Raw genomic sequence first — 24,206 nt, 5'->3', positions numbered from 1 at the left:
CGGTCGCCTGCTTGTTCTGTGGCTCACTCAGGCGGTCGGCACGCCGGGCGGCGTGCCGACCGCGCGGCGGTACTGGCGCGATCAGCGCCAGGATTCGCATGAGACATGAGAAGGACATGGGTCCCCCCAGGGGATCGGCCGGGTGGGAGGCCCGGCGTGTTTCTGGCTGCCTCCCATCGTCGCGACCGTCACCAAAATTTGCAAGCCCCAAATCTACTAACCGCTGGTAACTTCATGAGCGACCAGCGAGAGGAGATGCAAGGTGCGTGAAATGTCGGATTCTGTTAGGGGACCCATAGGATCAGGCCGTCCGCCAGGACCTCAGAGGAAGGACTCCGTCCTCGTGGCAGCAAGCCCCACCCTCCGGCGACGGCGCGTCGCCCGCCTGCTCTTCCAGCAGCGTGAACGCGCCGGGCTCACCGCGAAGGCCGTCGCCGCGGAGGCCAAGCGCCGATCCGGGAAGACGCGCGGCTGGTCCGAGTCGAAGGTCAACCGGCTGGAGACCGGGGAGTGGAAGCGGCTGTCGATCGACGACGTGCTTCTCCTGCTCGACATCTATGACGTCACGGACGAGTCCGAACGGGAGGACTACGCACGTCTCGTGCGCGAGGCCAACCAGAAGGGTTGGTGGGCGACCTACGAGAACGTGCTCGGCGGTGGCCAGCTCATCGGCTTGGAGGCCGAGGCGTCCTCCATCCGCTCCTACCAGTCCATGACCATCCCCGGCCTGCTCCAGACAGAGTCCTACGCACGCGCCATGGCAACCGCCAGCGCCATGGGGGAGACCGACGAGGTAGAGCGCCGAGTCGAGGCGAGGATGCTGCGCAAATCAGTGTTCTCCAGGGCGAAGCCGCCAGCCTTCTGGACCGTCATCGACGAGGCGGCGCTGCTCCACATCACCCCCGAGCTGCGTGATCAGTTGGAGTATCTTTTGGAGGTCAGCCGCCATCCGCACATCGGCATCCAGGTGCTCCCGGTCGCGCATGGTCCCCATGCCGCGATGACGGGGCACTTCGTCGTCATGGAATTCCCGATGCCGGACCCGCCGGTGGTGTATCTGGAAGCCGTATCCGAGGAGCTCTACCTGGAGTCCGAGAATCAGGTCCGCGAGTACCAGCGGCGGTTCGACTTTGTGCAGGCGTCCGCGTTGTCCGTGGATGAGTCCCGCGAGCTGATCCGCGCCCGAGTGTCAGTCCTCTAAGAGAGCAGCCATGCCAGAAGCATCCCATCCCCTGAAGTTCCGCAAGTCCAGCTATAGCGGTGGCCAGACCCAAGACTGCGTCGAGGTCGCCGACGCTCCCGCGGCGACCGCTGTCCGGGACTCCAAGCACCCTGAGCGGGGCCATCTGCTGTTCCCGGGTACGGAATGGCAGGCCTTCCTCACCGACGTGAAGCACAATCGACTCTGACCCCGCAACAAGGACGGCCCCGGCAGAAGCCGGGGCCGTCCTTGCGTTTCGCCAGAAACTTATCCCGCCAACCATGGTACTTCGTCGACGGCTGTGCGCCCAGATTGCCAGGCGTCGGGCTCGCTGGGCGGACACGCAGTCGTCGCGGTTCTCGGCCGGTCCATCCCCACGGGCCCGCGAGGAGCAGGCGCCCTCAGGCTAGTTCAACGGCTTGCCTACGCCCGAACAGGTACTCCGCCCGCCCGGCGCCTGGTGCATCGGGGTGGGCTGGCCCGCCTCCCCGCTGGCGTAGCTCCCGCAGTCGGGGCAAGTGCCCTCGACCACGCTCATCCGGCGGATACGCCCCCGCGCTCTCATCGCGGCTCCCTCTTAGACGGCCTCCAGTGCCTTGAACGCGTTCCCCGAAGACGGGCTGTCGCCCTGCCGCAGGGTGTGCACGAACAAGATGGAGATCGCCGCCTTGGAGTGGCAGAAAACCTTCACCCCGTAGGGCTGCGGGTCGGAGTACGCCTTCCGCGTGCGCTCGGAGAACCGCTCCACGCCGCTGACCTCCCGCGACTGGGCGTTGGTGATGAGCGCCGCCAAGTACCCTTCCACGTCCGCTGACCGGATCCGGCCGCCCTCACCGATCGGGTGCGCCTCTACAGGGGCTGGAGGTTCGCCCTCGACGATGGGCTCCTCGTCCAGCTTGTCGGAGCCGTCTCCGGAGGATCCGCGCACGATCTGCAGGTACACCTGACCGCCGTTGGAGAGCTGCAGGACGATGCCGTAGGGCCGTTCGGTGTATCCGGACGTCTCGAACGTCGCGGCCTGGTTGATGGCAGGGTCACCGCTGTTCTTGATCAGGTCAAGGAGCCAGCCCTGGAAGCGGTGAGCGCGCACGGGTTCCCTCGTTTCATCTCGGGTTGGTGGGCGGGACAGACCGCAGGGACTGCGGCCGATCCCCACGGGCGTGGGGATCGCCGAGGGATGGTGGGACGCCCTGACCACCGAGGCGGTCCATCCCCACGGGCGTGGGGCTCGCAGATCCCAGCGTAAGGCGAAACGGGGCGTGACTGGTCCATCCCCACGGGCGTGGGGCTCGCCTCGCCGGGCACATCGCGGCGACCGCGATCCTGGGGCCATCCCCACGGGCGTGGGGCTCGCTGGTTGGAGGCGGAGGGGACCACGCCGGACGGCGGTCCATCCCCACGGGCGTGGGGCTCGCCTCGCCGGGCACATCGCGGCGACCGCGATCCTGGGTCCATCCCCACGGGCGTGGGGCTCGCTGGTTGGAGGCGGAGGTGACCACGCCGGACGGCGGTCCATCCCCACGGGCGTGGGGCTCGCCTCGCCGGGCACATCGCGGCGACCGCGATCCTGGGGCCATCCCCACGGGCGTGGGGCTCGCTGGTTGGAGGCGGAGGTGACCACGCCGGACGGCGGTCCATCCCCACGGGCGTGGGGCTCGCATCGTCTACACGGACTCGATCGGGTCAGGGCTCGGTCCATCCCCACGGGCGTGGGGCTCGCACTTGCCCACCTGCGAGGACTTAGTGCGTTACCATTTCTTTATCAAAAACCAGCCTCTTGACAGAGAGTTATGTAATCAAACGACTACTCTTCGCATTCATCAGTCCTTCACCATCCCTCAGGGACAGGCCATCCACCGGACTCATCCTCCATGTCGCGATGCTCCTCCGGATTCATCTGGATGAGCTGAAGGCCCTCGTAGTCGATGACCTCCCGGCGCTGGGGGCCGGCCGTGCGGACGAGGAATCGTTGTTCAGTGTCCGTGGGATGGATGCACACCGCCGACCCCTCCCCCAGTGAGGCACTGACCACCTCCCACAGTTCCTCACGCACACGGGCCGAGAGGGTTCCCACGTAGAGCCCCGCCCTGGGTTCGATCATCCAGCGGCTCAGCGCGCCTCGAACACGAGGGGGAACGGCCGCAGTCGCGATGACCACCATGTTCGCCACGCCACTCCCCCTCAGGCCACGTCGTCGCCGTAGTTCGTGCCGCCCGGAACACTGCCCTTGTCGGGGTCCCAGAGTTCGACCAGCCGAACGGACTCCTCTTCTTCCTCCTCCTCGTCCTCGTCCCGCTCGGGCCGGTCAGGGTCGAGAAGCCACTGGAGGTCCCGGACCATCCGTGGGAGGCGGCGGTAGAGGCGGAAATCCTCCCGGAGCCTGCGGCGGGCATCGCCTTCCGGGTTGGACGAGCGCGCCAGAGAGAACGCGAGGGGAACGGTGACCTCGGCCTTGTACAGGTCGGCGATGTCATAGACCAGCGACTGCTGCTTGCCGGAGTGCACGAACCCCAGCGCCGGCGAGCAGCCCAGGTGACTGATGACGGCGTGGGCGAGTCCGTACAAGGCCGCGCTGGCCGCGGACAACCCCTGGTTCACCGGATCCTGGTCGTCCCAGTCCTCGGGGTCATAGCTGCGCTTGAACGGCTTCAGGCCGTGGCGCTGCGCGAGCGCCCGGTAGAGGGCCTTCATCCGCTGGCCTTCGATTCCGCGCATGCGTTCGAGAGGGGTCCCCGGGGCGATGTCCTCCCGGAAGCGCAACTCGTACATGCGCCGGGCGACCTCCAGTCGCGCCTTGGGGTCGGACCAGGCGTGTACCTGCCGCTCCAGCCAGTAGGTGGAGCGGTCGGTGGGCTGGAGCGCCCCGTAGCAGCGGACGCCGCCCGACCCCGTAGCGATCACGGTGGTGCCGTGCCGCATGAAGGTCGACAGTGCCCGCTGCGTGATGGAGGTCCCCGGCCCGAGAAGCACACAGGCCAGCGACGCCGTAGGCAGGTAGGTGCGCTGAATGTCGCCGTCCTCGGGCTCGACCACCGCGCAGACGCCGGTGTCGGTCTGTTCGACGCGGGCGATGTCGATGTAGAGGAAGGCCAGGCCATCGGAAACTCGCGGCAGCATCGCAAGGGTCGGTGAGGCGAGCTTGCGGCGCGCCCCCGAGGAGTAGTCGCTACTCATCGGCCCCTCCCAGCAGCGCCAGACTGAGCAGACCGCACCCGTGGGACTTGCCACCCCGCGAGCCTCCATTACGCAGAGACGGCAGGGGCCAGGCTGATCAGACCACACCCATAGGCCTTCGCCCGTCCCAGCCCCGAGCGGACGGCTTCGACGAAGGCGTCGGCGTCGGTCACCACCAGCCGGCCGTCGTACTGTGCGGCCGACACCGTGATCTTGTTCCGCCCGGCGGAGGAGGACTTGTACCCGATCTTCGGAGGCAAGGGGGTCACGTCCACCGCCATCGCCCCGTCCGAGGTCGCGGGGATCACGAACCCGTTCTGCTCCCCCTTGCGGGCGATCCAGCCGAGCCGGCTCTTCTCATCGTGCAGTGCCACACGCCGGCCGCGATCGGCCTTCGGGTCATTCGGGTCCCGCACGACGCGCGTGGGATTGGCGGTGCACCGGAAGTGGAGCGTGCGACCCGGGGTGATCGCGGAGAACACGCTGTCCATCTCCCTGGTCTCCGCGGGGACGGCCAGGTAGTCGGACGGCAGGTCCCCCCAATTCGGTTCGAGGGCGCTCTGCACCAGCAGCACGTGGCCGGAATCGGTCCTGTCCAGGCGCCACAGCAGCCCGTTCTCCTGCCGCGCCGACCCGCCGGACACGACCTCAGGGAAGACCGACATGAGGGTGCGGTGCATGTGCTGCACGTCGGCGAGGTCACGTCGGTAGTCGCGCGAGCGGAGACTGGGGCGGAGTCGGCTCAGGTACATCATGCGGCTCCTCCCTCCCTCGATCCAGGAATCGGAACATGGCAGACGCGCACGTACCGCTGCCGGAACTCGCGATTGCCCGACTCGAACGTCACGGGCACGTCGTAGCGCGCCTCGGCATCGGTGTGCTCGGCGGGGACCTCCACCACGGCGCGCAGCAGCGGATCGGTCTCCGCCCCGCCCCGGAGCTCTCGGTCCTCCTCCTGCCAGGGGTGCTCCCGAAGGGCCTCCTCCAGGGTGCCCTCCGGGCGGATCCCCGTTCCGAACCCCCGCTCCTCGGCAATGATCAGCGGGGAGGCGGGCACGTGGGCCCTGCGGCCGAAGAACAGGGGCCAGTGCGGCCGGCGGACGGCCGCGGCCAATCGCTCCAGGAAGCCGAGCTCCCCTTGCAGCAGGACGAGAAAGAGCGCATCGGCCAGGTAGTAGCGGTGGCTCACGACATTGCGGTGCCCGGTCCCCCGGGTCGTCGGAACGTCGGTGGTCACCTGGTAGTCGCGCTCGACGATGCCCTCGCGGTCGACCCGCACGGCCATGCGCAGGGACGCGAGATCCACGAGGCGCTCCCGGTCGGTGCGCTCGACCCCCGCCGCGGCGCCCAGCAGCCCCACCACCCCCGATTTGGTCGGCTCCTGTGCCGTGTCTCGGTGGGTGAAACGCGAACGCACGCCCCAGGACTGCATCGGCGCGTCGAAGCGCAGCGCGAGCACTGCGTCAGCCACGGACGGCCCCTCCCAGGACGGCTTCGGTGAACTTGCGAAGATTCCCGACCTGCTCCCCCTGGGGGACCTGGAGCCCGTCGAGGTCACCGGACAGGGAGGCCATCGCGACCGTGCGGATCTCCTCATCGCCGTAGAAGCTCCGCAGGCGGGTGAAGTGCTGCCACATCCGCTCCGTCGACGTGCCCATGACCCCCTTGCCGGGCACCGGGTCGAGGAAGGCGTTGGCGAGGTTCCAGGTTCCGCTGTCACGGACGACCGCCAGAAGCGTGTCGGGCATGGTGAGGGCCGCCATGGAATTCTGCTTGCCGCTGGGGACGGCCCGAATGAACGCGTTGAGCCAGGCACTGACGGCCCGCTTCAGCAGGTCCTCGTCGTCCTCGTCCAGCTTCGCTTCCTTGCCGAAGAGGTTGTGCCGCAGCTGGCCGGTGTCCAGGTTGGCGTAGCGGTAGTAGCACGCCGCGTTGAAGTCGACCGTGCCCATCATGTCCGCGCCGGCCTCGTCGTCGGGCTTGAGGTCGTCCACGGCCGTGTAGAAGTCGAACTCGCTCGCGACCGAGTGGGTGGAGAGGGCGTGGGCGACCTGGGAGGCCGCGTCGACGTTGAAGTCCTTGTTGTCGGCGACCATGCGCCCGAAGAGGGCGATGTCAACTGCACGGCGAGCGTCGAGGATCCTGTCGGCGACCTTTTTCGCTTCGTCGGTCGCCTTCTTCTTTTTCGGCGCCCCCTTGCTGTTCTGCTCCTTCTTGCGGGCCTCGGCATCCGTGAGCAGCCTCTCGCGGTGGTCCCGGCAGAACGCGGCGAGGTCATCGACGGCCCCGGTCCCGACGAAGAGCAGGTACTCGGTCAGGTCGTTGGTGTCGAGTCCGAAGCCCATCTGCTGAAGGGCCTCGCGTACGATCGCGTGCTCCTCTTCGCCCGGCTCTCCCTCCCCGGGCGTCAGCTCGTGCGCCGCCTGCAGCAGCAACCGCTTGGTCCTCCAGGCGGTCTCGCCCTCGGCGAGGCCGACCTCGGGAAAGAGTGAACGCGCGGCCTTCTTGAGGCTCTGGCTGGAGACGCGTCCCCGCAGCGCTCCTCCGAAGGTGACGGTCTTGGGCTGGCCCAGATCGTCCCGGTTCAGATTGCTCGTCGGGAACGACTGGAGGAGGTGCAGCTCGATGATCATGGCGGTCAGGTCGCTTCCTTCGTGCTGGAGTGCTGGCTCATGTACATCTGGCGGCGGAAGTCCCGCGCCCAGTCCAGGCGGACGGTGCGGGCCTTCTCCTCGTCACCGCCGCGGAGGCGGATCAGGTCCCACAGAAGCTGTTCGTAATCGAGTGGTCGGGCAACCGGAGCGGTCGCGATGAGACGCACCGATTGGCGCAGGTAGTGCTCCAAGGCCCCGTTCTCGTTGGAACCGATCAGCTGGCGCACGCGGGCGTCCGCGGCGGTAGGCGATCCCGTCTCGGCGAGGGCCGCGCACAATCGCCATCGCCGCTTCGGATCGGTCTCGCCGTCAGGGTGGAGCGCGAAGAGGCCGGCGAGCAGTAGGCAGGAGGGTTCGTGCGCCCTGGGAACCTCGCACGGCACGAGGATCTCGTATACGTCACCGACGAACCGATCATCGGTGAGACTACGCCGAAGCCGCGCCCGTTGTCGCCGGGCCTGTGCGACTGCGTGCCGGTCCGATGAGTGCAGCTTCCGCCCTAGTCGGTAAAGCTTGTGAACGAACTCCCGGTGGGGGAACTCCGGTTTCTGGTTCTCCACGACTCCGTCTTTCACCCGATGTACTGGTCGATCTCGTGCTTGTACACGCCGGACGCCTTTTTGAGGTTCGAGCGCGCGATCATCTCTACCTTGGCCACGGTGCGGATCTGACGGGGAACGTCTCCCGGGTAGCGGTCGAGCCACGTGTGAAGAGCATCGTCGGCCGTGCGCCGCACATTCTCCCCCCACTCGACGAACAGTCGGCGGAGTTCGTCTTGGGCGCCGGGATCGTCCGGCTCTCGGTGCGCGACCAAATCCCCGACGTCATGCAGGAGGCGCGCGAACCCGGTCTCAAGGAACGGCCAGTACCGCTCCGCAAGGAAACTCCAGTGCTTGTGAGGCTCGAACTTGGCGCGAAATTCTTCCCGGTAGGTGCGCAGCATCTGCTGGAGCCCTGTACCCACCTCATCGGCGAGCTTCACCGCCTGGCCGAAGAGCGGTTTCACCCCCCAGCCGCGGTCCTGCGCCACCAGGAGGGCCAGCTTGATGGGAAGGGCCTCCTCCGACCAGTACTCGACCGCGCCGGGGTTGGACATGAGCTTCTGGCCGAACACTCGCAGGGTGACCTCTTTAGTCATGCTCAGCCTGTCGTGCTCGACATGCGTGGCCACGTCTTCCACGGTCACGGGCCTCCCGTGCTCGTTCTGGCCGGGGTTGAGGAGGTCGTCGGCATGGCGCCACGCTCCGCGCAGCATCTCCAGCTGCACCGGGACGGTGGTCGCCTGCCGCGCGCCGCTCTTGCGGAAGGCCGCCATGGCCTCCGAGGTCAGGTGCTCCTTGTCGAGCTGTTCGCCCGGAGATATCACGACGCCGTCCACATGCGGGACGCCGTCCTTTTCCACCCCGTGTAGAAGGACGTTGCGCGAAGGCAGGGTGAGCAACCGTGTCCATCCGCGCGGTCGCGCGTTCTCGTCGGGTTCGAGACCAGGAGGACCTTCCCGCTCCCAGACCGCGCAGTCACCGGGGTCGCCCAAGCCGAGCGGCAGTCCCTTGCCGGGATCATAGATGACCGCGTTCAGCATCAAGGTCTCCCACAGGGTCCCCCCCTCAAGGAGGACAGTGCCGAAGAAGTTGCCGTGGGCGGGTTTGGCGCTCTTGCGGCCCGGCGCCTTGTAGAAGGTCTTGATGCCCCCGGTGTCGAAGGCCTGGACCGCCACCAGCCAGCGTGCGGCGACATCCGCAGGCAGCACCGGCCGGTCGGTGTCCACAGTGTGGTCGAAGAGGGTGGTGTTGTTCCCCGTGGCCCGATGAAGGATCAGTTGGCTGGCCGGTTTGGGCTGCACCTCGGACAGACCGGGGCATTGGAAGAAGGGACGCTCCCCTCCGAGGAGCCAAAAAGCGTTCCGGTGCTTCACTTCGTACTGCGTCAGAGAGGTGATACACGGCCCTTTATTCCAGAGTGCGGCCCAATGTTCACCGTCGGCCGGGCCCCGGTGGACCCGGTGCAGGAACGCGAGCAGCAACCGGTGAAGGGCGGCCGTCACCACGGGCGACTCACCCCGGACGCACCGCAGTTCGCGCGCCTCACGGAACACATCACTGATACCGAGCCGTGCCGACTCGCCCGACTTCGTGACCACAGGGATCCAGGGCTCGTCGAGCAGGCTGTAATACCCAGGGGACACAGACCACTCCGAGAGGTAGGGAGACCCCGACCCTAGCCGTTCGAGGTGACAAGAAGTGGCGACAACGCAGAGGCGTTGTCGCCACTCTCCATCCCCGCCTGTGCGGGGCGTTCACTATCCGAGCGCAAGCGTACGGACCACCCCAGGACTGCCCGGGACAGACGCGAGCCTACCTCAGAGGTGAGGCCCGATGGGCAACTAACCGCGCGCATGCGTACTTGGTGATAGTGTCGCCCTCGACTCTGACGCCAAAGTGGAGAGGCCCCCCACGAGATGATCACGTTCTCTAGCAGCGTCCTGTTCCCTCCGTGGCTCACGCTGAGCCTCGCCGTCACTCTCTGCATCGCCATCGTGTGCGTCCTGGTCCTGGTCATCGTACTCCCGGTCTAGGCAGCCTCAGTCGTAGGTGGGTCTCCCCCGGAGACCCACCGTCACCGCCCTCTGCTCTCGGTGAAACGGTCCGGTCCGGACGACCGACGGGTCCGGCCCGCCGGGGCCCGCCGCATCGTCAGGCGGTCGATCATCGCCGCTTCGCCGAGCATCGGCACGAGGACTTCGCGGCCGTCGGCCTCCTCCCTCTCCAGTGCCTGCTCGTACCGCTGTTGCGCCACATGCCAGGCACACTCCCATCCCTCCTCGACGAGAGACTCCGAGCTCACATAGAGACGGTGGATCTGCTTACCGATCTCGGACATGGGGTCCCACTCGCCGACTCGAAGGACCTGCTGCAGAAGCATGCGCGTACGCCCGAGGATCCACGCTCCGTAGACCTTGGTGACGTGTGTCGTGAAGACCAGGCTCGTTCGTTTCGAAGGCGGCCTGGCCGCGCGCTCGGCGGGATCGACGTCGGCGACGTACAGGGTGGGCCTGGCCAGATGGGAGGGGCGACCACAACGGTCGTGACGGTGCAGCCGACCAGCCCGCTGGAACAGCAGGTCGATCGGACACAGGTCGGAGACCAGCACATCCGCATCAAGGTCTATTCCGTGCTCAAGCACAGGCGACCCCACCACCACCGCATGGCGGCTCTCGGGCGACGTCTTCCCGATGTGCACGTCGATGCGCCGCTTGATCTCCCTGCGCTCCGCCCCCTGGTGCTCACCGTCGAAGTGGACCACTGCAGGAGGATCCGCGGCGTCGGCGAGACGGGCCCTCAGCTCGTCGCGGACGCGTTTCGCCCGGTCCTTCGTGTTGAGCACGACCAGGGCCGTTCCGGCCTCCCCCACGAGGTCCGCCACCCGGGCCGCGATCTCCGAGGGAGCGTCCCCGAGGTGTTCGACCTGGACAGGGCCTCGGTCCCGAGCGAACGACGAAGGATCGACCTCGAAGGCGCCGGCCGAGTCCGGGCTCCATTGCACGTTCCACGTCCCCGGGGAGGTCACGGAAGCGGCCTCGGGGTCCACCGGACGCGAATCGGCACCCGCATGCCAATGCTCGATCAGCTCGGCTCGCTGGTCCGCGGGCAGAGTCGCCGACATCAGGACCACCGGGGCTCCCAACCGGCCGCAGAACCACAGGAGCTGCTTGATGATGCGGCCGGTGTAGGAGTCGTAGGCGTGCACCTCGTCGATCACCACGACCTTGTTGCTGAGCGCCGCCATACCGAGGAAGTTGTGGCCTCCCCGGATCACCGCCTTGACCGCCTGGTCGACGGTGCCCACACCGATGGGGAAGGCCAGCCCCTTCTTCCTGGTGAACCACTCCCAGGGGTCCTGAGCCCCTTCCTCCGTCCCCGCGTCGTCCTCGGCACCGACACCGCTCGGGGTGATCGTGCCGGCCGCCTCGTCCTTTCTGGCCTGCTTCTGCTCCTTCGCCGCGCCCGAGTAGACGAGGTTGACCTCGAGATCGGAGCCGGTCCCCTTGAGCAGGTCCTGTACATCGTCGTAGGCCTGCCTGCTGAGCTCTTTGGTCGGCGTCGAGTAGTAGAGTCCGCCCAGCCCCAGCCGGTGCACGAGTCGCGCCGCCGCCTGGAGTCCGGCCTTGGTCTTGCCCTCACCGGTGGGCGCCTCTATCACCAGCACGCCCGGCTCCTCGCAGGACTCGACCGCCTCCTCCACCCTCCGCTGCAGGGGGAAGGGCGGTGATCCGTCGCCGAAGATCTGCGTGAAACCGGTGCGTTCACCCGGGGTCCATGCCCGCCATCCGACCGAGCGCAGAGCCTCCTGTGCCCGCTCCGCGGCGCGGATGCGATAGGCCTCCAGCGACTCCGGTTCCTCCTCGTACGGGAAGAACCTCGTGTCGGAGGCCACCCAGTCGGAGATCGTCGTGAGGCCCGCCAGCCCGACCAGCCCCATCTGGGACGGCACTCGCACCTCGGGCCATCGGGCGTCTCCGAAGTCCAGCCCTCCGAGCGCAGCGACCCTGCGGACCATGGCGGACCGTCCCTGCCGCCACTGCCCGTCACCGATGTCCTTCTTGTGCCGGCCTCCCCTCGGCCGGCTCAGGTTCCTGATCTCGCCCGCCGAAGGGATGTACCCATGGTGTCCGGCCAGAACTTGACTGAGCACGATCCTGTCGGACGTGTGGACTCCGAGCTCGTGGAGCATTCCATCGAGGTGCACCCCCGTGGTCAGTCCATGCTTGGTGTCGAGGTTCGCCAGCTTTCGCGCGGGCGCACAGACCTCCAAGATCCGGTGCTCGCTCTCAGGAAAGCGCTTCTGAGCGACTTCCAGGACCAGGGACTGGAACGCAGGTGAATACTTTCCCAGGTCATGCAGGCCGCACAGCAGAGACACCCATTGCTCGGCGCTCCCGGCCAGCGGCGAGAACACGCGCTCCAGTTCCTCCCGCACCTTCGGACCGAGGAAGAGGCCGTAGAGGAGACGGGAGACCTCCATCGTGTCGATCAGATGGCAGATAAGCGGATGGACTCCCTCTTTGGAACTTTTCGCCCACGGCGTCAACAGCAGGTCGTCATCGGACGCGGCCACACACACTCACCTCTCCGCAATCGGTACAGAAGAGTGGCACGTATCAAAGCTCTCGGCACCGACAATCCCAGCACGGTTGCAGGCGGCCGGACCGGGCCTCGAACGAAAGCGCCGGTCTTCCTGAGGCGCGGATCGTCGCGCCCCTAGGGTCACCGCCAAGGGAGCGAGAGAGATGGAAGGTGGCAGGAGGCGCGGTGCTCTCCGGTCGGTCCTGCTTGACGGTGACCGCTCGGCGCAGGAGGGACGGACGTCGACCGCCGCGGAGCGCGCGGGGCCGCCGTCGGGCTTGACCGTTGCCTAGACTCGGTAGTGACGCGACATGTCGCGTCATGGAACGTGCCGACGAATGCTTGCATGTACGAGGTGAGCGCATTGGCCAACCTGCAGCGCCTGCTCCGCCAGGCCTTCAGCTTCATTCGGCGGAACCCCGACAAGGCGAACCGGCACCTGCGCACGGCCGGTGAGACCGTGAAGAAGCGCACCGGCGGCAAGTACGACCGGCACATCGACAAGGCCCTCGGCCAGGCGTCGAAGTTCCTCGGCAAGCAGGGCGGCCGTCCGGGAGGCGGCGCTCCGCAGGGCCGCGACCCGCGGTACGGGTCCGACGGCTCGGTGCCGAAGTACCGTCCCGACGACCCCGATCACCGGCGGGGCTACTGATCGCCTGACCGGCTCCTGAAGTCCGCTTCGTGAGTGCCGGGTCCACATCCCCCGGCACTCCAGCGCGCGGCCTCTCCCCTCGGGAGGGGCCGCTCGTCGCATGGCCGACGACGGTCGCCCGAACCTGGGCCGGATCTCCCGGTTCGGTGCAGCTTGGGCACAGCGTCTTACGGCAGCCCCGAGGGCAGCGCCCGTGACAAGCCCTTCGGGCCCTCGCGCGAGGGCCCGATGCGGCGGTGGTTGGTCCCGTCGAAACCGGATTCACCGGCCGCGACGCCGGAGAGGCGCCGGGGGCGGTCGGCCGGTCGCCCGTTGGGGCCCGGCTCCGAATCAGCGGGTGAGGGAGCGGAGTGAGTACTCCCGATGGCCCCCAGACTGGGTGGGGGCGATCCGATGCAGATGAGGTGACCATGGAACGCACTCCCTTCCGCGCTCTCGCCGCCGGGGCGGTGGCCGCCGTGGTCGCGCTGAGCGGGTGCGGGGCGCAGGGCGGGAACGGCGGTGGCGAGGGCCCGGACGGTTCCTCTCCTGCGGAGGAGTCCGGGGCCGGCGGCGGCGGTTCCGGCGAAGGCACCCCGGAAGCGCTGGACTTCACCGCGCCCACCGTCGACGGCGGCGAGATCGACGGCGCCGAACTGCACGGCAAGCCGGTCGTGCTGTGGTTCTGGGCGCCCTGGTGCACCATCTGCCGCGGCGAGGCCCCCTCGGTGATGGACGCCGCCGAGCGCTATGAGGGCGAGGTGGAGTTCATCGGCGTCGCGGGCAACGGCGCGACCGACGAGATGAAGGAGTTCGTGGACTCCACGGACACCGGCGGGATGCGGCACATCATCGACGAGGACGGTTCCATCTGGTCCGGCTTCGAGGTGACGATCCAGCCCTCCTTCTCCTTCCTGCGCGAGTCGGGCACCTTCCTGACCTACTCCGGGAAGATCAGCGAGGAGGACCTGGACCAGCGCATCTCCGAAGAGGTGCTCGGCTGAGCATGGACCAGGCCCCTTTCGCGATCGCGCTGGCCGCCGGAATGCTGGCGGTCCTCAACCCCTGCGGCTTCGCCCTGCTGCCCGGCTATGTGGCCATGCTGGTGGCCGAGGAGCCCGACGCGCCCGGTGGAACGGACGGGCCCGACTCTCCGGGCAGGAAGGCGCCCCTGAGCCGCGCCCTGGGGCGGGCGCTGGCCACCACAGTTGCCATGACCAGCGGCTTCATCGCGGTCTTCGGCCTGTTCGCCCTCATCGCCGTCCCGCTCGCGCTGTCACTGGAGCGCTACCTGCCCTGGGTGACCGTGGCCATCGGTCTGCTGCTGGCCGCCCTGGGGGTGTGGCTGCTGGCCGGGCGATCGCTGTCGGTGCCCGCCGTCCGGGCCCCCTCCCCCGGGCGCCCCGCCCGGTCGGTGCGCTGGGCCGCGGCCTACGGCACCGCCTACGCCACCGCATCCCTCTCCTGCACCGTGGCCCCCTTCCTCGCGGTCATGGCCAGCGCCACGACCACCGGGGGCGCAGCAGGGGCCGTCGGCGTCTTCGCCGCCTACGCCGCCGGCATGGCCCTGGTGGTCGCCGTGCTCACCATCGGCACCGCCCTGGCCAGACAGGGCATCGCCGCCCGAATGCGCCGCGCCCTGCCCTACATCAACCGCGCGAGCGGAGTCCTGCTGCTCCTGGCCGGCGCCTACGTCGCCTACTACGGCTGGTACGAGGTGCAGGTGCTCTCCGGCAAGGACGCCCAGAACCCGGTGATCGACGCCGCCACCACGGTGCAGGCCGAACTCGCCCGCGCCTTGCAAGCGCTCGGCCCCGGCCCCCTGCTCGCGGCCCTCGCGCTCCTCATCGCGGTCACCGGCGCCACCGCCCTCGTGCGTTCGCGGACCGAAGGGAAGGACGGGCGGTACCGGTAGAGGTTCTCCGAGGTCGACAAGGCCGCCGGGCCCCGTCGCCTGGCCGGGCTGACCGTCCCCGCACCGGATGCCGGCATGGCCTCCTCTTCCTTCGCTTCCTTGCGGAGGTCGCGCGCCGGACGAGGTGACGGACCGCCCCAGGCAGGACCGGGCAGGGCACCGTTCCTGCCACGATGGTCGGGTCGGCACGGGCCGACACAGACGACCGGCACGGGCCGCCACCGACCACGACAGGACCTCCATGAGTGCACGATTCCGAGTGCTGGACCTGATCCCGACGCCCATGGGCGACATCAGTCTGCGCCGCAGGCACGACCCGGCGCTCGGATACGAGGTGCACGAGATCAAGCTCGGTGACGAGTTCCTGATGTCCAGCGCCTTCACCGCGGCCGAAGAGGAGATGTCCCGCCTCGCACTGGCCGAACCCGCCCTGCCCGATGAGGGGGTCCGCGTCGCGGTCGGGGGGCTCGGGCTCGGGTTCACGGCGCAGACCGCCCTGGCCGACGAGCGCGTCGCCGAACTCGTGGTGGTCGAGACCCTCGGGCCGGTCATCGAGTGGCACCGCGAAGGGCTCATCCCCGCGGGCGCGACCTTGTCCGCCGATGACCGCTGCTCGTTCGCGCACGGCGACTTCTTCGCCATCGCGCGCGGAGACGAGGACCTGGCCGCGCTCAAACCGCCCGAAGGGGGCCCGTTCCACGCGGTCCTCCTGGACATCGACCACTCGCCGAGCCACGTGCTCAACCCGGCGCACGCCGCCTTCTACACGGCCGACGGCCTGCGCGCCTTCGCCGGGCGGATGCTCACCGGCGAAGGGGTGTTCGCCCTGTGGTCCAACGACGCCCCAGACGAAGAGTTCACCTCTCTGCTGTCCCAGGTCTTCGCCTCCGCGCGCGCTGAAGAGGTGCGCTTCCCCAACCCGCTCCAGGGTGGGGAGTCCTCCAACACCGTGTACGTGGCGACCGGGCCCATGAACACGGACGCATAGGCCGGGCGCCCCCGGGCGGCGGGCGGGTCCCCTGTCGCCCGTCGGCGTATTGGCACACAGGCCAAGTCACCCGAGCGGTCAACCCGCCGGCCGTGCAGGACGTCATCTGGATAAGAGCCAGCGGCTTCTCAGGAAGCCGCCGATCGGACCCCAGGAGACGCCATGCCGCTCCCGTCCTCGGCCCGGCCCCGCGCCGGGCGCGCCTTACTCACCGCCGCAGCCGTGCCGGCGCTGCTGCTCACCGCAACGGCCGCCGCAGGTGCGACGGCCGGATCGAATGAACAGGCCGGGCAGAGCGGGCCGGCCGCTCCGACCGCGGATTCCGCGTCCGGCCCCGCGACCCACCGCATCGCCACCACCACACTCGGCTCGGACCTGAAAATCGCCCTGACCGCGCACCGTTCCGGGGAGTACGAGGCGATCGTCGAACTCATCGCCTTCCGCCACGGGAAGGACGGTTGGAGGCCGGTCGACCGCTCCCCCGTCGGCGACACCTGGTTCTGGTACCCCCTCACCGGCAAGGGCGCCGTCTGCGAACTGACCGTCACCAACCGGCCGGAGGGCGACCCGAGCGCCACCGTCAGCCTCCTGCAGACTCCATCGCTGGGCTGCTCAGAGCCCTACACCGTCCCCATCGACGCTTAAGCCCCGGCGCCTCCGTGGCCGACGCGCACACTGCGGCCCCCTGCCGGGACCCGATGGTCCGGCAGGGGGCCGAATGGTCGCCGTCCCCGAGGGCGCCTCAGCGCCGGTCGGTGCTCACGGTCGTGCCCTCCTGATCGGCGGAGGGTTCCGCCTCTGGGGCGGAGCCGTCCCCGGCACCGCCCCCGGCATCACCGTCCGCGTGCCCGGCGGAGTGGCGCCGCTCCAGGGCGGACCCCTCCACGTCGATGTCGGGCAGCAGCCGTTCGAGCCACTTGGGCAGCCACCACGCCGCGTCCCCGGCCAGGTGCATGAGCGCGGGGATCAGCACCATCCGCACCACGAACGCGTCGAGCAGCACGCCGAACGCCAGGGCGAACCCGATCGAGCTGATCATCGCCGTCTCGGAGAAGATGAACCCGCCGAAGACCGAGATCATGATGATCGCCGCGGCGGTGACCACCGCGCGCCCGGCCCGCAGCCCCTGCACCACGGCGAACCGCGCCGGCGCCTTGTGCACGTAGGCCTCGCGCATGCCGGTGCCGATGAACAGCATGTAGTCCATGGCCAGGCCGAACAGGATGCCCACCAGCAGCGTCGGCAGGAAGTTCAGCACCGGCCCCTGGTTCTCCAGTCCGATCAGCCCGCCGAGCCATCCCCACTGGTAGGCCGCGACCACCCCGCCGAGCGCGGCGAAGAAGGAGAGGATGAAGCCCAGTGTCGCCACGACCGGCACGAACAGCGAGCGGAACACCAGCAGCAGGATGACCAGCGACAGGCCGATGACCACCGTGAGGTAGCCGGGCAGCGCCTCGCTCAGCGTCTCGGAGATGTCGATGTTCCCGCTGGCCATGCCCGCCACCCCGAGCGGCCCGGTGCCCCGGATCGGCTCCGTGTCGCGCAGCGTGTGCACCAGCTCCTCGGTGGAGGCGCTGCTGGGCCCCTCCTCCGGCACGACCTGGAAGATGGCCAGGGTGGAGTCGTCGTTGGTGTCGATGGGCGCGACCGCGGAGACGCCGTCGGTCGCGGAGATCTCCTCGGCGACCTGGAACTCGTAGTCGGAGGCCTTGTCCTCGGCGGCCTCGTCGTCCGGACCGCCCGGCAGGTCGGCCGCCACCAGGAGCGGGCCGTTCTGCCCCTCACCGAACTCCTCGGCGATGGCGGTGTAGGCGCGGTGCTGGGTCGACTCGGCCGGCTCGGAGGAGCCGTCCGGCATGCCCAGGCGCAGGTCGAGGGCGGGAAGGGCGATGACGCCGAGCACGGCCACGGCCGCCACGGCGCGCCCGGTGGCGCCCCAGGCCGACATCGGGCGCGGCGCGGCGGCGCGCTCGGCCCCCGCGGCACCGTCCCCGCTCTCGCCGGACGCCGCGCCGGCGCCGTCCGCACCGCCTCCGGCACGGGCGGCCCGCTCACGGCGGGACAGGACACGCTCGCCGATCAGCGACAGCAGCGCCGGGACCAGGGTGATCGCGACCAGCACCGCGACCACGATGGCGATGGCGCCCACGCTGCCCATGAGTCCGAGGAACCCGATGCCGGTCATGTTCAGGCCCAGCAGCGCGATCAGCACGGTGGCCCCGGCGAAGACCACCGCGTTGCCCGCGGTGCCGTTGGCCAGGCCGATGGACTCGGCGACGCCGACGCCCTGCTTGAGCTGGCGCCGGTGCCGGTTGACGATGAACAGCGCGTAGTCGATGCCCACGGCCAGGCCGAGCATCAGGCCCAGGATCGGGGTGATCGAGGCCATCTGGACCGCCCCGGACAGCGACATGGCGACCATGGTGGCGATGCCGACGCCGACCAGGGCGGTCAGGATCGGCAGCCCGGCGCCGACCAGGGTGCCCAGCATGACCACCAGCACGATCGCGGCGACGACCAGGCCGACGGCCTCGGCCGGGCCGAAGAGGTGGGGCAGGGTCATCGCGATGTCGTTGGCGAAGTCCACGGTGGCGCCGTCGACGGGGTCGTCCTCGAAGACCGCCATGACGGCGTCCTTGGTCTCCTGGGGCACCTCCTCCTGGGCCTGGGTGAAGGAGACGTTGACCAGAGCGGTGGCGCCGTCCTCGGAGACCGTGCGGATGCCGGAGGACATCTCCATCATGGCCTCGCCCTGTTCGAGGGTCTCGGCCTCCTCGTCCAGCCGCTCCCGGCCGGCGTCGATCTCGGCCTGCTGGGCGTCCAGCCCCTCTTCCAGCTGCCCGAGCATGCCGGAGGCCTCGGCCTCCTCACGCCCCTCGTCGAGCTGCTCCTGGCCGTCCTCGAGCTCGGCGCGGCCCTCCTCGAGCTGCTCGCGCCCCTCCTCCAGCTGGGCCTTCCGATCGGCCCGCTCCTCCTCGGTGGCGAAGGGGTCGATCGCGTCCTCGACACCGGAGACCTCGGAGGCCTCCTCGACGCGCTGGGAGATCGCCTCCTTCTGGTCCTCGGTGAAGGCCGAGCCGTCGTCGGTGCGGTAGACGACGGTGCCCGCGCCGCCGCCCATCCCGTCGAACTCCTCGGACAGCCGCTGGTTCACCTCGTCGGTGGGCGTGCCGGGGATGGAGAAACTCTCTTCGAGCTCGCCGGAGAACAGGGCGAACGCGGCCCCGGCGGCCATCATGACCGCGAGCCAGAGGGCGATCACGGTCTTGGGCAGGCGCGCCGCGGCGCGCCCGATTCTGTAGAGGAACTCAGCCATGGGTCACCTGCAGTCGGTGGGCGGTGGAAGGCGCGCGGTCAGGACGCGCCGGGGGCGGTGGCGCCGGGGGCGAACCCGGAGCGGACGGTGGAGGCCATGCGGACGAGCAGCCCGTCCCAGACGCGCCGGGACTCCTCGGTGTCGGCGCCTCCGGTGGCCGCCTCCCAGTGCTCGATGGCCACCAGGCAGCCGCCGACGAACGCGCCGCACGCCAGGTCCGCGGCGAAGGGGTCGGCGTCGGGCCGGTGGCGCCGCAGGGTCGCCGCCAGGCGCGTGTTCAAGTCGGTGAAGGCCCGCTCGAAGAGCATCGCCTGCCGGGGGCCGGGCTCGGGGTCGTCCCCGCCGAGGATGCGCTTGAGCCGGGTGACGACCTCGACCAGGTCGCCGCCGCGCACCGCGGCGACCAGCCGGTCGAACAGGCCCGCCTCCGCCGCGGCGCCCGCGTCCTCGGAGGCGAGCGCGGCGTCGATGCCGTCGACGATGGACTCCAGCTCCCGGCTGAGCACCTCCAGGACGACCTCGTCCAGGGAGCCGAAGTGGTTGAAGACCGTGCGCCGGGAGACGTCGGCACGCTCGGCCAGCCGGTCGACGCTGAAGTGCGCGCCGTCGGTCTCGTGCATCAGCGCCGAGGCCGCTCCGACGATCGCCCCCCGGTGCCGCGCCTTCAACGCCTCGCGCCGGTCCCCCCGCGCGGACCCCTGCTGCTCCTGCATACCCGCCAGATTAGGGCGCCGGATGCACTGGGTGCAACGACGCACTGAGTGCATCCGGTCACGCCCGCGGTGCCGGCCGGGGCGCGGTCGCCGGAGGCGGCCCCCTGCCCTGCGCCGACGAAGAATCTCCGATACCTCCCGTTGACGCGCGGAGCGGGAAGGCTTACGTTCATCGGAAAGCGCTTTCAATTCACTGACAGCGACCCCCTCCCCACCGGGCGGCCACTTCCCCACGGCACACGGCCCGCCCGGATCCGACGTCACCGATCACCGCGGCGCCCGTTCGGGCACCCCGCCGGGTGGGCACCCCCGTACTCGCACCCGCCGGAACGCGCGCCGCCGACCGTTTCCGCATGAAACGCAGTGACCAGGAGGCATCCTCCATGTCAGGAAACCGCATTCCCCGGCGTCCCTGGTACGCCGCCCTGGCCGTCCCGGTGGCCGGGGCGGTGGCCGCCGGGGTGCTCGCCGCCGCGAGCGCGGCGTCGGCCGACACGCTCCTCTCCGAGGACTTCGAGAGCGGCCCGCCGACCGGCTGGTCCAAGTCCGGCGGCCACTGGGACGTCGTCCCCGACGGCGACTCGCAGGTCTTCGAGCAGTCCAAGCTCGGAAGCGAGCTGGCGCGGCAGTTCGGCGGCGACTCCGCCTGGACCGACTACCGGACCCGGGTCCGGGTCCGGCCCCAGGAGTTCGAGGACTCCGGCTCCTTCGTCGGCCTGGGGGCGCGCTCCACCAGCGCCACCAAGATGTACCGGCTGGCCCTCTTCCCCGACCGGGCCGAGCTGCAGGCGGTCGACGGCAGCGAGGCCGACGTGATCGGCTCCCTCCCCCTGTCCGTCGCGACCGGCGCCTGGTACACCCTCGACATCACCGCCGAAGGCGACCGGATCAGCGCCTCGGTCGACGGGCGGAGCGTGGCCTCGGCGACCGACGGCACCTGGCGGCAGGGGCGGACGGCCCTGGTGACCTCCTACGCCACCGCCGCCTTCGACGACCTGTCCGTGGGCGACGGCGCCGGGTCCCCGCCGACCGAGCCGACGGACCCGCCGACCGAGCCCTCCGATCCGCCCACCGGCCCGAGCGATCCCCCGACCGACCCGGAGGACCCGCCCGGCGCGGACGCGCTGTACGTCGCCCCGGACGGCACCGAGGGCGCCTCCGGGACCGAGTCCGATCCCACCACGCTCGCCTCGGCGGTCTCCCGCGTCTCCTCCGGCGGGGAGATCTACCTGCGCGGCGGCACCTACCGCTACACCGAGACCGTCACCATCGAGCCCGGCAACGACGGCTCCGCGGGCGACCGTACCCTGCTGGCCGCCCTCCCGGGCGAGGAGCCGGTCCTGGACTTCTCCGCACAGAGCGAGGACTCGTCCAACCGCGGCCTGCGCGTCAACGGCGACCACTGGCACGTGCGCGGCATCACCGTGGAGCACGCGGGCGACAACGGGATCTTCGTCGGCGGCAGCCACAACGTCGTCGAGGGCACGGTGACGCGGTTCAACCGGGACACCGGGCTGCAGCTCTCGCGGATCTCCTCGGACACCCCGCGCGACGACTGGCCGAGCGACAACCTCATCATCAGTGCGGTCTCGCACGACAACGCCGACTCCGACGGCGAGGACGCGGACGGGTTCGCCCCCAAGCTCACCGTCGGGCCCGGCAACGTCTTCCGGCACACCGTGGCGCACAACAACATCGACGACGGCTACGACCTGTACACCAAGTCCGAGACCGGCGCCATCGGCGCGGTGACCATCGAGGACTCCCTGGCCCTGGAGAACGGGACGCTCAGCGACGGCTCCCAGGCCGGCGACGGCGACCGCAACGGATACAAGCTGGGCGGCGAGGACATCGGGGTCGACCACACGGTCACCGGCAACATCGCCTACGACAACGGCAAGCACGGGTTCACCTACAACCGGAACACCGGCTCGATGGCGGTGACGGACAACCTGTCCATCGGCAGCGGGGAGCGCAACTTCAACTTCGACGGGGGCTCCTCGGTCTTCCGGGGCAACACCTCGTGCGACAGCGGCTCCACCGACCGGGCCATCGGCGACGCCGACGGCTCCAACCAGTTCTGGTCCGGGTCCGACGGCTCCCGGTGCGCCGACTACGGCGGCGAGCTGGAGTGGTCCTTCGACGCCGACGGCGCCCTGGTGGTGACCCTCGGCGGTCGCCCGGTCGACCTGTAGACGCGGCGGCCGGGCGGCGGACCGCCTCCGCCCGGCCCCGGTGCCCGGCCGCGGGGAACGGCCGGACGCCGGGCACTCGAAAAGGAAAGCGCTTTCTCTCGTGCGGGCGGCCCCGGCGCCGCCCGCCGGCCCTGCAGTAGGAGACAAGGAGGCACCCCCATGTCACCCGCACGCACCCCGCAGAGCCCCCGCCGCCGGTCCGCCGCCCTGGCCGTACCGGCGGCCGGCGCCCTGGCCGCCGGCCTGCTCGGCGCGCCCCCGGCGGCCGCCGACCCGGCCGTGGCCGCGGACGCCCCGGTCGGGTACGCCTCGATGAACGGCGGCACCACGGGCGGCTTCGGCGCCGGCACCGTCCACGAGTACGTGCTCAGCGAGTACTGGCCCGGCAGCGGCCACGGCAGCCCCGGCGACGCCCTGTACGAGCTGCTCAAGGAGCACCGCGGCAAGAGCGGCGAGGGACTGGTCGTCTACATCGACGAGACGGTCTCGGCCGACGACTTCGACCAGAGCAAAATGGACGTCAAGGACCTGGAGAACGTCTCGCTCCTGGGCGTCGGCGGCCGAGGCGAGTTCGACGGCGTCGGCATCAACGTCCGCAACGCCCACAACGTCGTCGTGCGCAACCTGGAGATCCACCACATCGACCAGGGCGAGAAGGACGGCATCGGCGTCCAGGCGGACAGCTCCAACGTCTGGCTCGACCACAACGAGATCTACAACGAGTTCCAGGGCGCCGACAAGGACCACTACGACGGGCTGATCGACATCAAGAACGGCTCGGAGTACATCACCGTCTCCTGGAACCACCTGCACGACTCGTGGAAGACGATGCTGACCGCGAGCAGCGACAGCGAGGACGCGGCCTCGGACAAGATCACCTACATGAACAACCACTTCGAGAACGTCAATTCGCGCGTCCCCCTCATCCGCCGCTCCGACGTGCACATGCTCAACAACTACTTCGAGGACATCGCGTCCTCGGCGATCAACGCCCGCATGGGCGCGCACGTGCTCGTCGAGGGCAACTACTTCGAGAGCACCGGGTCGGGCACGGTCGACGGCCACGCCGGGCAGATCCAGGGCCCGGTCGGCTGGTGGTACGGAAGCGACGAGACCGGCTACTGGAACCTGGTGGACAACGCCTACGAGGACAGCCCGCACGAGCACCTGGAGTCGACCACCGGCTTCACCGTCCCCTACTCCTACAACGCCCTCGGCCCCGAAGAGGCCCGGGCCCAGGCCGAGCAGAACGCCGGGACCGGCGTCATCGACGTGACGCCCTGACCGCCGCGCCGACGGCACGGTGAGCGCGCGCGGGCCCTTCCCCCTCTCCGAAGGGCCCGCGCACCGAGGCGGCGGGGCGGTTCCGGCCGCCCCGCCGTCCGGCGGGCGCCGCGAGTTGACCGGCGCCCGCCGGCACGGAATCGTCGGGCCCGACCACCTTCCCCCCCTCACCGTGGAGCCCTGGATGAGCGATTCCGCTTCCCCGGCCGTCGACCCGCAGGTCCCGCACTCCGCCCGCGTGTGGAACTACTGGCTGGGCGGCAAGGACAACTACCCGGCCGACCGCGCCGCCGGCGACGAGGTCCTGGCCCGCATCCCCGACATCCCGGACGGCGCCCGCGCCGAGCGCGCCTTCCTGATCCGGGCCGTCCGCCACCTGGTCCGCGAGGCGGGCATCCGGCAGTTCCTGGACATCGGCACCGGCCTGCCGACGATGAACAACACGCACGAGGTGGCCCAGGGCCTCGCGCCCGAGTCGCGGATCGTCTACGTCGACAACGACCCGCTCGTGATGGCGCACGCCCGCGCGCTCCTGGACAGCTCTCCCGAGGGCGCGACGGACTACATCGAGGCCGATCTGCGCGACCCCGCGACGATCCTCGACGCGAGCGCCGCGACGCTGGACTTCGACCGGCCGATCGGGCTGATGCTGCTCGGCGTGGTCAACCACATCATGGACACCGAGGAGTCGTACCGGCTCGTCTCCCGGCTCGTCGGCGCCCTCCCGCCCGGGAGCCACCTGGTGCTGACCCACTCCACCGCCGAGATCCACGGCGAGCCGATGCTCCAGGTGATGCGCGAGATGAACGAGCGCGGGGGCACCCCCATCACGGCCCGCGGGCGCGCGGAGATCGAGGGCTACTTCAGCGGGACCGAGCTGCTGGAGCCGGGCGTGGTCTCCTGCTCCCTCTGGCGGCCCGAGGAGGCCGAGGTCGGGGCGGTGTCCGAGGTGTACCTGTTCGGCGGCGTGGGCCGGGTGGGCTGAGCGCCCGGCGCCGCGGACGAGGGCCCC

Annotated in this window: 21 protein-coding genes and 1 CRISPR repeat array; of the genes, 10 read left to right on the top strand and 11 right to left on the bottom strand. The window is 69.8% G+C overall.

All coding sequences use genetic code 11. The features are described 5' to 3' along the window. Positions 1-343: 343 nt before the first annotated feature. Both C892_RS0119865 and C892_RS30755 read left to right on the top strand, forming a co-directional pair. Positions 344-1,201, top strand: a complete 858-nt coding sequence (locus C892_RS0119865; RefSeq protein WP_017558597.1) for a helix-turn-helix domain-containing protein — start codon at positions 344-346, stop codon at positions 1,199-1,201. A 10-nt stretch (positions 1,202-1,211) separates the two neighbouring features. Further along, entirely contained in the window at positions 1,212-1,409 is a 198-nt protein-coding gene (locus C892_RS30755) for a DUF397 domain-containing protein (protein ID WP_083934422.1), read from the top strand. Between the two features lie 369 nt (positions 1,410-1,778). Here C892_RS30755 and C892_RS0119860 read toward each other — a convergent pair whose 3' ends face one another. The 9 genes from C892_RS0119860 to C892_RS0119815 all read right to left on the bottom strand — a co-directional run bounded on the left by C892_RS0119860 (position 1,779) and on the right by C892_RS0119815 (position 12,144). Continuing rightward, entirely contained in the window at positions 1,779-2,291 is a 513-nt protein-coding gene (locus tag C892_RS0119860) for a hypothetical protein (RefSeq protein WP_017558596.1), read from the bottom strand. Positions 2,292-2,347: 56 nt separating this feature from the next. Continuing rightward, a CRISPR array of direct repeats spans positions 2,348-2,921; the repeat unit is 25 nt; unit sequence CCATCCCCACGGGCGTGGGGCTCGC. Between the two features lie 108 nt (positions 2,922-3,029). Further along, positions 3,030-3,362 (bottom strand): type I-E CRISPR-associated endoribonuclease Cas2e, encoded by a 333-nt coding sequence (gene cas2e / locus C892_RS0119855; RefSeq protein ID WP_239647456.1) that lies wholly within the window; start codon positions 3,360-3,362, stop codon positions 3,030-3,032. A gap of 20 nt (positions 3,363-3,382) precedes the next feature. After that, positions 3,383-4,375: a type I-E CRISPR-associated endonuclease Cas1e gene (gene cas1e / locus C892_RS0119850; protein ID WP_017558594.1), complete on the bottom strand. Its 993-nt coding sequence runs from the start codon at positions 4,373-4,375 to the stop codon at positions 3,383-3,385. 68 nt (positions 4,376-4,443) lie between these two features. Then, positions 4,444-5,130, bottom strand: coding sequence for a type I-E CRISPR-associated protein Cas6/Cse3/CasE (cas6e, locus tag C892_RS0119845; RefSeq protein ID WP_239647454.1), 687 nt, complete (start codon positions 5,128-5,130; stop codon positions 4,444-4,446). Continuing rightward, positions 5,127-5,846 carry a type I-E CRISPR-associated protein Cas5/CasD gene (gene cas5e, locus C892_RS0119840; protein ID WP_017558592.1) on the bottom strand — a complete coding sequence of 240 codons (720 nt, stop codon included), beginning with the start codon at positions 5,844-5,846 and terminating at the stop codon, positions 5,127-5,129. Before cas5e ends, cas6e begins: the two co-directional genes overlap by 4 nt. Further along, positions 5,839-7,008, bottom strand: coding sequence for a type I-E CRISPR-associated protein Cas7/Cse4/CasC (gene cas7e / locus C892_RS0119835; RefSeq protein ID WP_017558591.1), 1,170 nt, complete (start codon positions 7,006-7,008; stop codon positions 5,839-5,841). Before cas7e ends, cas5e begins: the two co-directional genes overlap by 8 nt. Before the next feature lie 5 nt (positions 7,009-7,013). After that, positions 7,014-7,589 carry a type I-E CRISPR-associated protein Cse2/CasB gene (gene casB / locus C892_RS0119830; RefSeq protein WP_017558590.1) on the bottom strand — a complete coding sequence of 192 codons (576 nt, stop codon included), beginning with the start codon at positions 7,587-7,589 and terminating at the stop codon, positions 7,014-7,016. Between the two features lie 11 nt (positions 7,590-7,600). Beyond that, on the bottom strand, positions 7,601-9,214 hold the full coding sequence (gene casA, locus C892_RS0119825; protein ID WP_017558589.1) for a type I-E CRISPR-associated protein Cse1/CasA: 1,614 nt from the start codon (positions 9,212-9,214) through the stop codon (positions 7,601-7,603). A 431-nt stretch (positions 9,215-9,645) separates the two neighbouring features. Further along, complete coding sequence (locus tag C892_RS0119815; protein ID WP_017558587.1) at positions 9,646-12,144, bottom strand: CRISPR-associated helicase/endonuclease Cas3; 2,499 nt, start codon at positions 12,142-12,144, stop codon at positions 9,646-9,648. Between the two features lie 354 nt (positions 12,145-12,498). Here C892_RS0119815 and C892_RS0119810 point away from each other — a divergent pair, with 354 nt between their 5' ends. From C892_RS0119810 to C892_RS0119790, 5 genes are all read left to right on the top strand, one after another. Continuing rightward, positions 12,499-12,804, top strand: a complete 306-nt coding sequence (locus C892_RS0119810) for an antitoxin (protein ID WP_017558586.1) — start codon at positions 12,499-12,501, stop codon at positions 12,802-12,804. 410 nt (positions 12,805-13,214) lie between these two features. Then, on the top strand, positions 13,215-13,787 hold the full coding sequence (locus C892_RS0119805; protein ID WP_017558585.1) for a redoxin domain-containing protein: 573 nt from the start codon (positions 13,215-13,217) through the stop codon (positions 13,785-13,787). Between the two features lie 2 nt (positions 13,788-13,789). After that, positions 13,790-14,698: a cytochrome c biogenesis CcdA family protein gene (locus C892_RS0119800; protein WP_017558584.1), complete on the top strand. Its 909-nt coding sequence runs from the start codon at positions 13,790-13,792 to the stop codon at positions 14,696-14,698. Between the two features lie 241 nt (positions 14,699-14,939). After that, positions 14,940-15,686, top strand: coding sequence for a hypothetical protein (locus C892_RS0119795; RefSeq protein WP_026124502.1), 747 nt, complete (start codon positions 14,940-14,942; stop codon positions 15,684-15,686). 162 nt (positions 15,687-15,848) lie between these two features. Next, the gene (locus tag C892_RS0119790; RefSeq protein WP_017558582.1) at positions 15,849-16,331 is read left to right on the top strand and encodes a hypothetical protein; all 483 of its coding nucleotides are present in this window, start codon (positions 15,849-15,851) and stop codon (positions 16,329-16,331) included. Positions 16,332-16,428: 97 nt separating this feature from the next. Here C892_RS0119790 and C892_RS0119785 read toward each other — a convergent pair whose 3' ends face one another. Both C892_RS0119785 and C892_RS0119780 read right to left on the bottom strand, forming a co-directional pair. Further along, positions 16,429-19,002 carry an MMPL family transporter gene (locus C892_RS0119785; protein ID WP_017558581.1) on the bottom strand — a complete coding sequence of 858 codons (2,574 nt, stop codon included), beginning with the start codon at positions 19,000-19,002 and terminating at the stop codon, positions 16,429-16,431. Between the two features lie 38 nt (positions 19,003-19,040). Next, a complete protein-coding gene (locus tag C892_RS0119780; RefSeq protein WP_026124501.1) occupies positions 19,041-19,715 on the bottom strand; it encodes a TetR/AcrR family transcriptional regulator in 675 nt (224 codons plus the stop codon). A gap of 383 nt (positions 19,716-20,098) precedes the next feature. On the opposite strand from C892_RS0119780, the gene C892_RS32645 reads away from it, so the two are divergent. The 3 genes from C892_RS32645 to C892_RS0119765 all read left to right on the top strand — a co-directional run bounded on the left by C892_RS32645 (position 20,099) and on the right by C892_RS0119765 (position 24,179). Then, a complete protein-coding gene (locus C892_RS32645) occupies positions 20,099-21,910 on the top strand; it encodes a right-handed parallel beta-helix repeat-containing protein (protein ID WP_017558579.1) in 1,812 nt (603 codons plus the stop codon). Positions 21,911-22,069: 159 nt separating this feature from the next. Continuing rightward, the gene (locus C892_RS0119770; protein ID WP_017558578.1) at positions 22,070-23,194 is read left to right on the top strand and encodes a pectate lyase family protein; all 1,125 of its coding nucleotides are present in this window, start codon (positions 22,070-22,072) and stop codon (positions 23,192-23,194) included. A gap of 184 nt (positions 23,195-23,378) precedes the next feature. After that, positions 23,379-24,179 carry an SAM-dependent methyltransferase gene (locus tag C892_RS0119765; protein ID WP_026124500.1) on the top strand — a complete coding sequence of 267 codons (801 nt, stop codon included), beginning with the start codon at positions 23,379-23,381 and terminating at the stop codon, positions 24,177-24,179. The last annotated feature ends 27 nt before the right edge of the window (positions 24,180-24,206 follow it).

Source organism: Nocardiopsis baichengensis YIM 90130 (assembly GCF_000341205.1).
GTDB classification, from domain to species: Bacteria; Actinomycetota; Actinomycetes; order Streptosporangiales; family Streptosporangiaceae; genus Nocardiopsis_A; species Nocardiopsis_A halophila.
This window is presented reverse-complemented; position numbering and strand designations above follow the sequence as displayed.

What these genes read in the sequence shown, in the direction of transcription:
- C892_RS30755 (WP_083934422.1), top strand. Translation starts at nt 1,212, where the DNA reads ATGCCAGAAGCATCCCATCCCCTGAAGTTCCGCAAGTCCAGCTATAGC.
- cas2e (WP_239647456.1), bottom strand. Translation starts at nt 3,362, where the DNA reads ATGGTGGTCATCGCGACTGCGGCCGTTCCCCCTCGTGTTCGAGGCGCG.
- cas1e (WP_017558594.1), bottom strand. Translation starts at nt 4,375, where the DNA reads ATGAGTAGCGACTACTCCTCGGGGGCGCGCCGCAAGCTCGCCTCACCG.
- cas6e (WP_239647454.1), bottom strand. Translation starts at nt 5,130, where the DNA reads ATGATGTACCTGAGCCGACTCCGCCCCAGTCTCCGCTCGCGCGACTAC.
- cas7e (WP_017558591.1), bottom strand. Translation starts at nt 7,008, where the DNA reads ATGATCATCGAGCTGCACCTCCTCCAGTCGTTCCCGACGAGCAATCTG.
- C892_RS0119810 (WP_017558586.1), top strand. Translation starts at nt 12,499, where the DNA reads ATGTACGAGGTGAGCGCATTGGCCAACCTGCAGCGCCTGCTCCGCCAG.
- C892_RS0119805 (WP_017558585.1), top strand. Translation starts at nt 13,215, where the DNA reads ATGGAACGCACTCCCTTCCGCGCTCTCGCCGCCGGGGCGGTGGCCGCC.
- C892_RS0119800 (WP_017558584.1), top strand. Translation starts at nt 13,790, where the DNA reads ATGGACCAGGCCCCTTTCGCGATCGCGCTGGCCGCCGGAATGCTGGCG.
- C892_RS0119795 (WP_026124502.1), top strand. Translation starts at nt 14,940, where the DNA reads ATGAGTGCACGATTCCGAGTGCTGGACCTGATCCCGACGCCCATGGGC.
- C892_RS0119790 (WP_017558582.1), top strand. Translation starts at nt 15,849, where the DNA reads ATGCCGCTCCCGTCCTCGGCCCGGCCCCGCGCCGGGCGCGCCTTACTC.
- C892_RS0119785 (WP_017558581.1), bottom strand. Translation starts at nt 19,002, where the DNA reads ATGGCTGAGTTCCTCTACAGAATCGGGCGCGCCGCGGCGCGCCTGCCC.
- C892_RS0119780 (WP_026124501.1), bottom strand. Translation starts at nt 19,715, where the DNA reads ATGCAGGAGCAGCAGGGGTCCGCGCGGGGGGACCGGCGCGAGGCGTTG.
- C892_RS32645 (WP_017558579.1), top strand. Translation starts at nt 20,099, where the DNA reads ATGTCAGGAAACCGCATTCCCCGGCGTCCCTGGTACGCCGCCCTGGCC.
- C892_RS0119770 (WP_017558578.1), top strand. Translation starts at nt 22,070, where the DNA reads ATGTCACCCGCACGCACCCCGCAGAGCCCCCGCCGCCGGTCCGCCGCC.
- C892_RS0119765 (WP_026124500.1), top strand. Translation starts at nt 23,379, where the DNA reads ATGAGCGATTCCGCTTCCCCGGCCGTCGACCCGCAGGTCCCGCACTCC.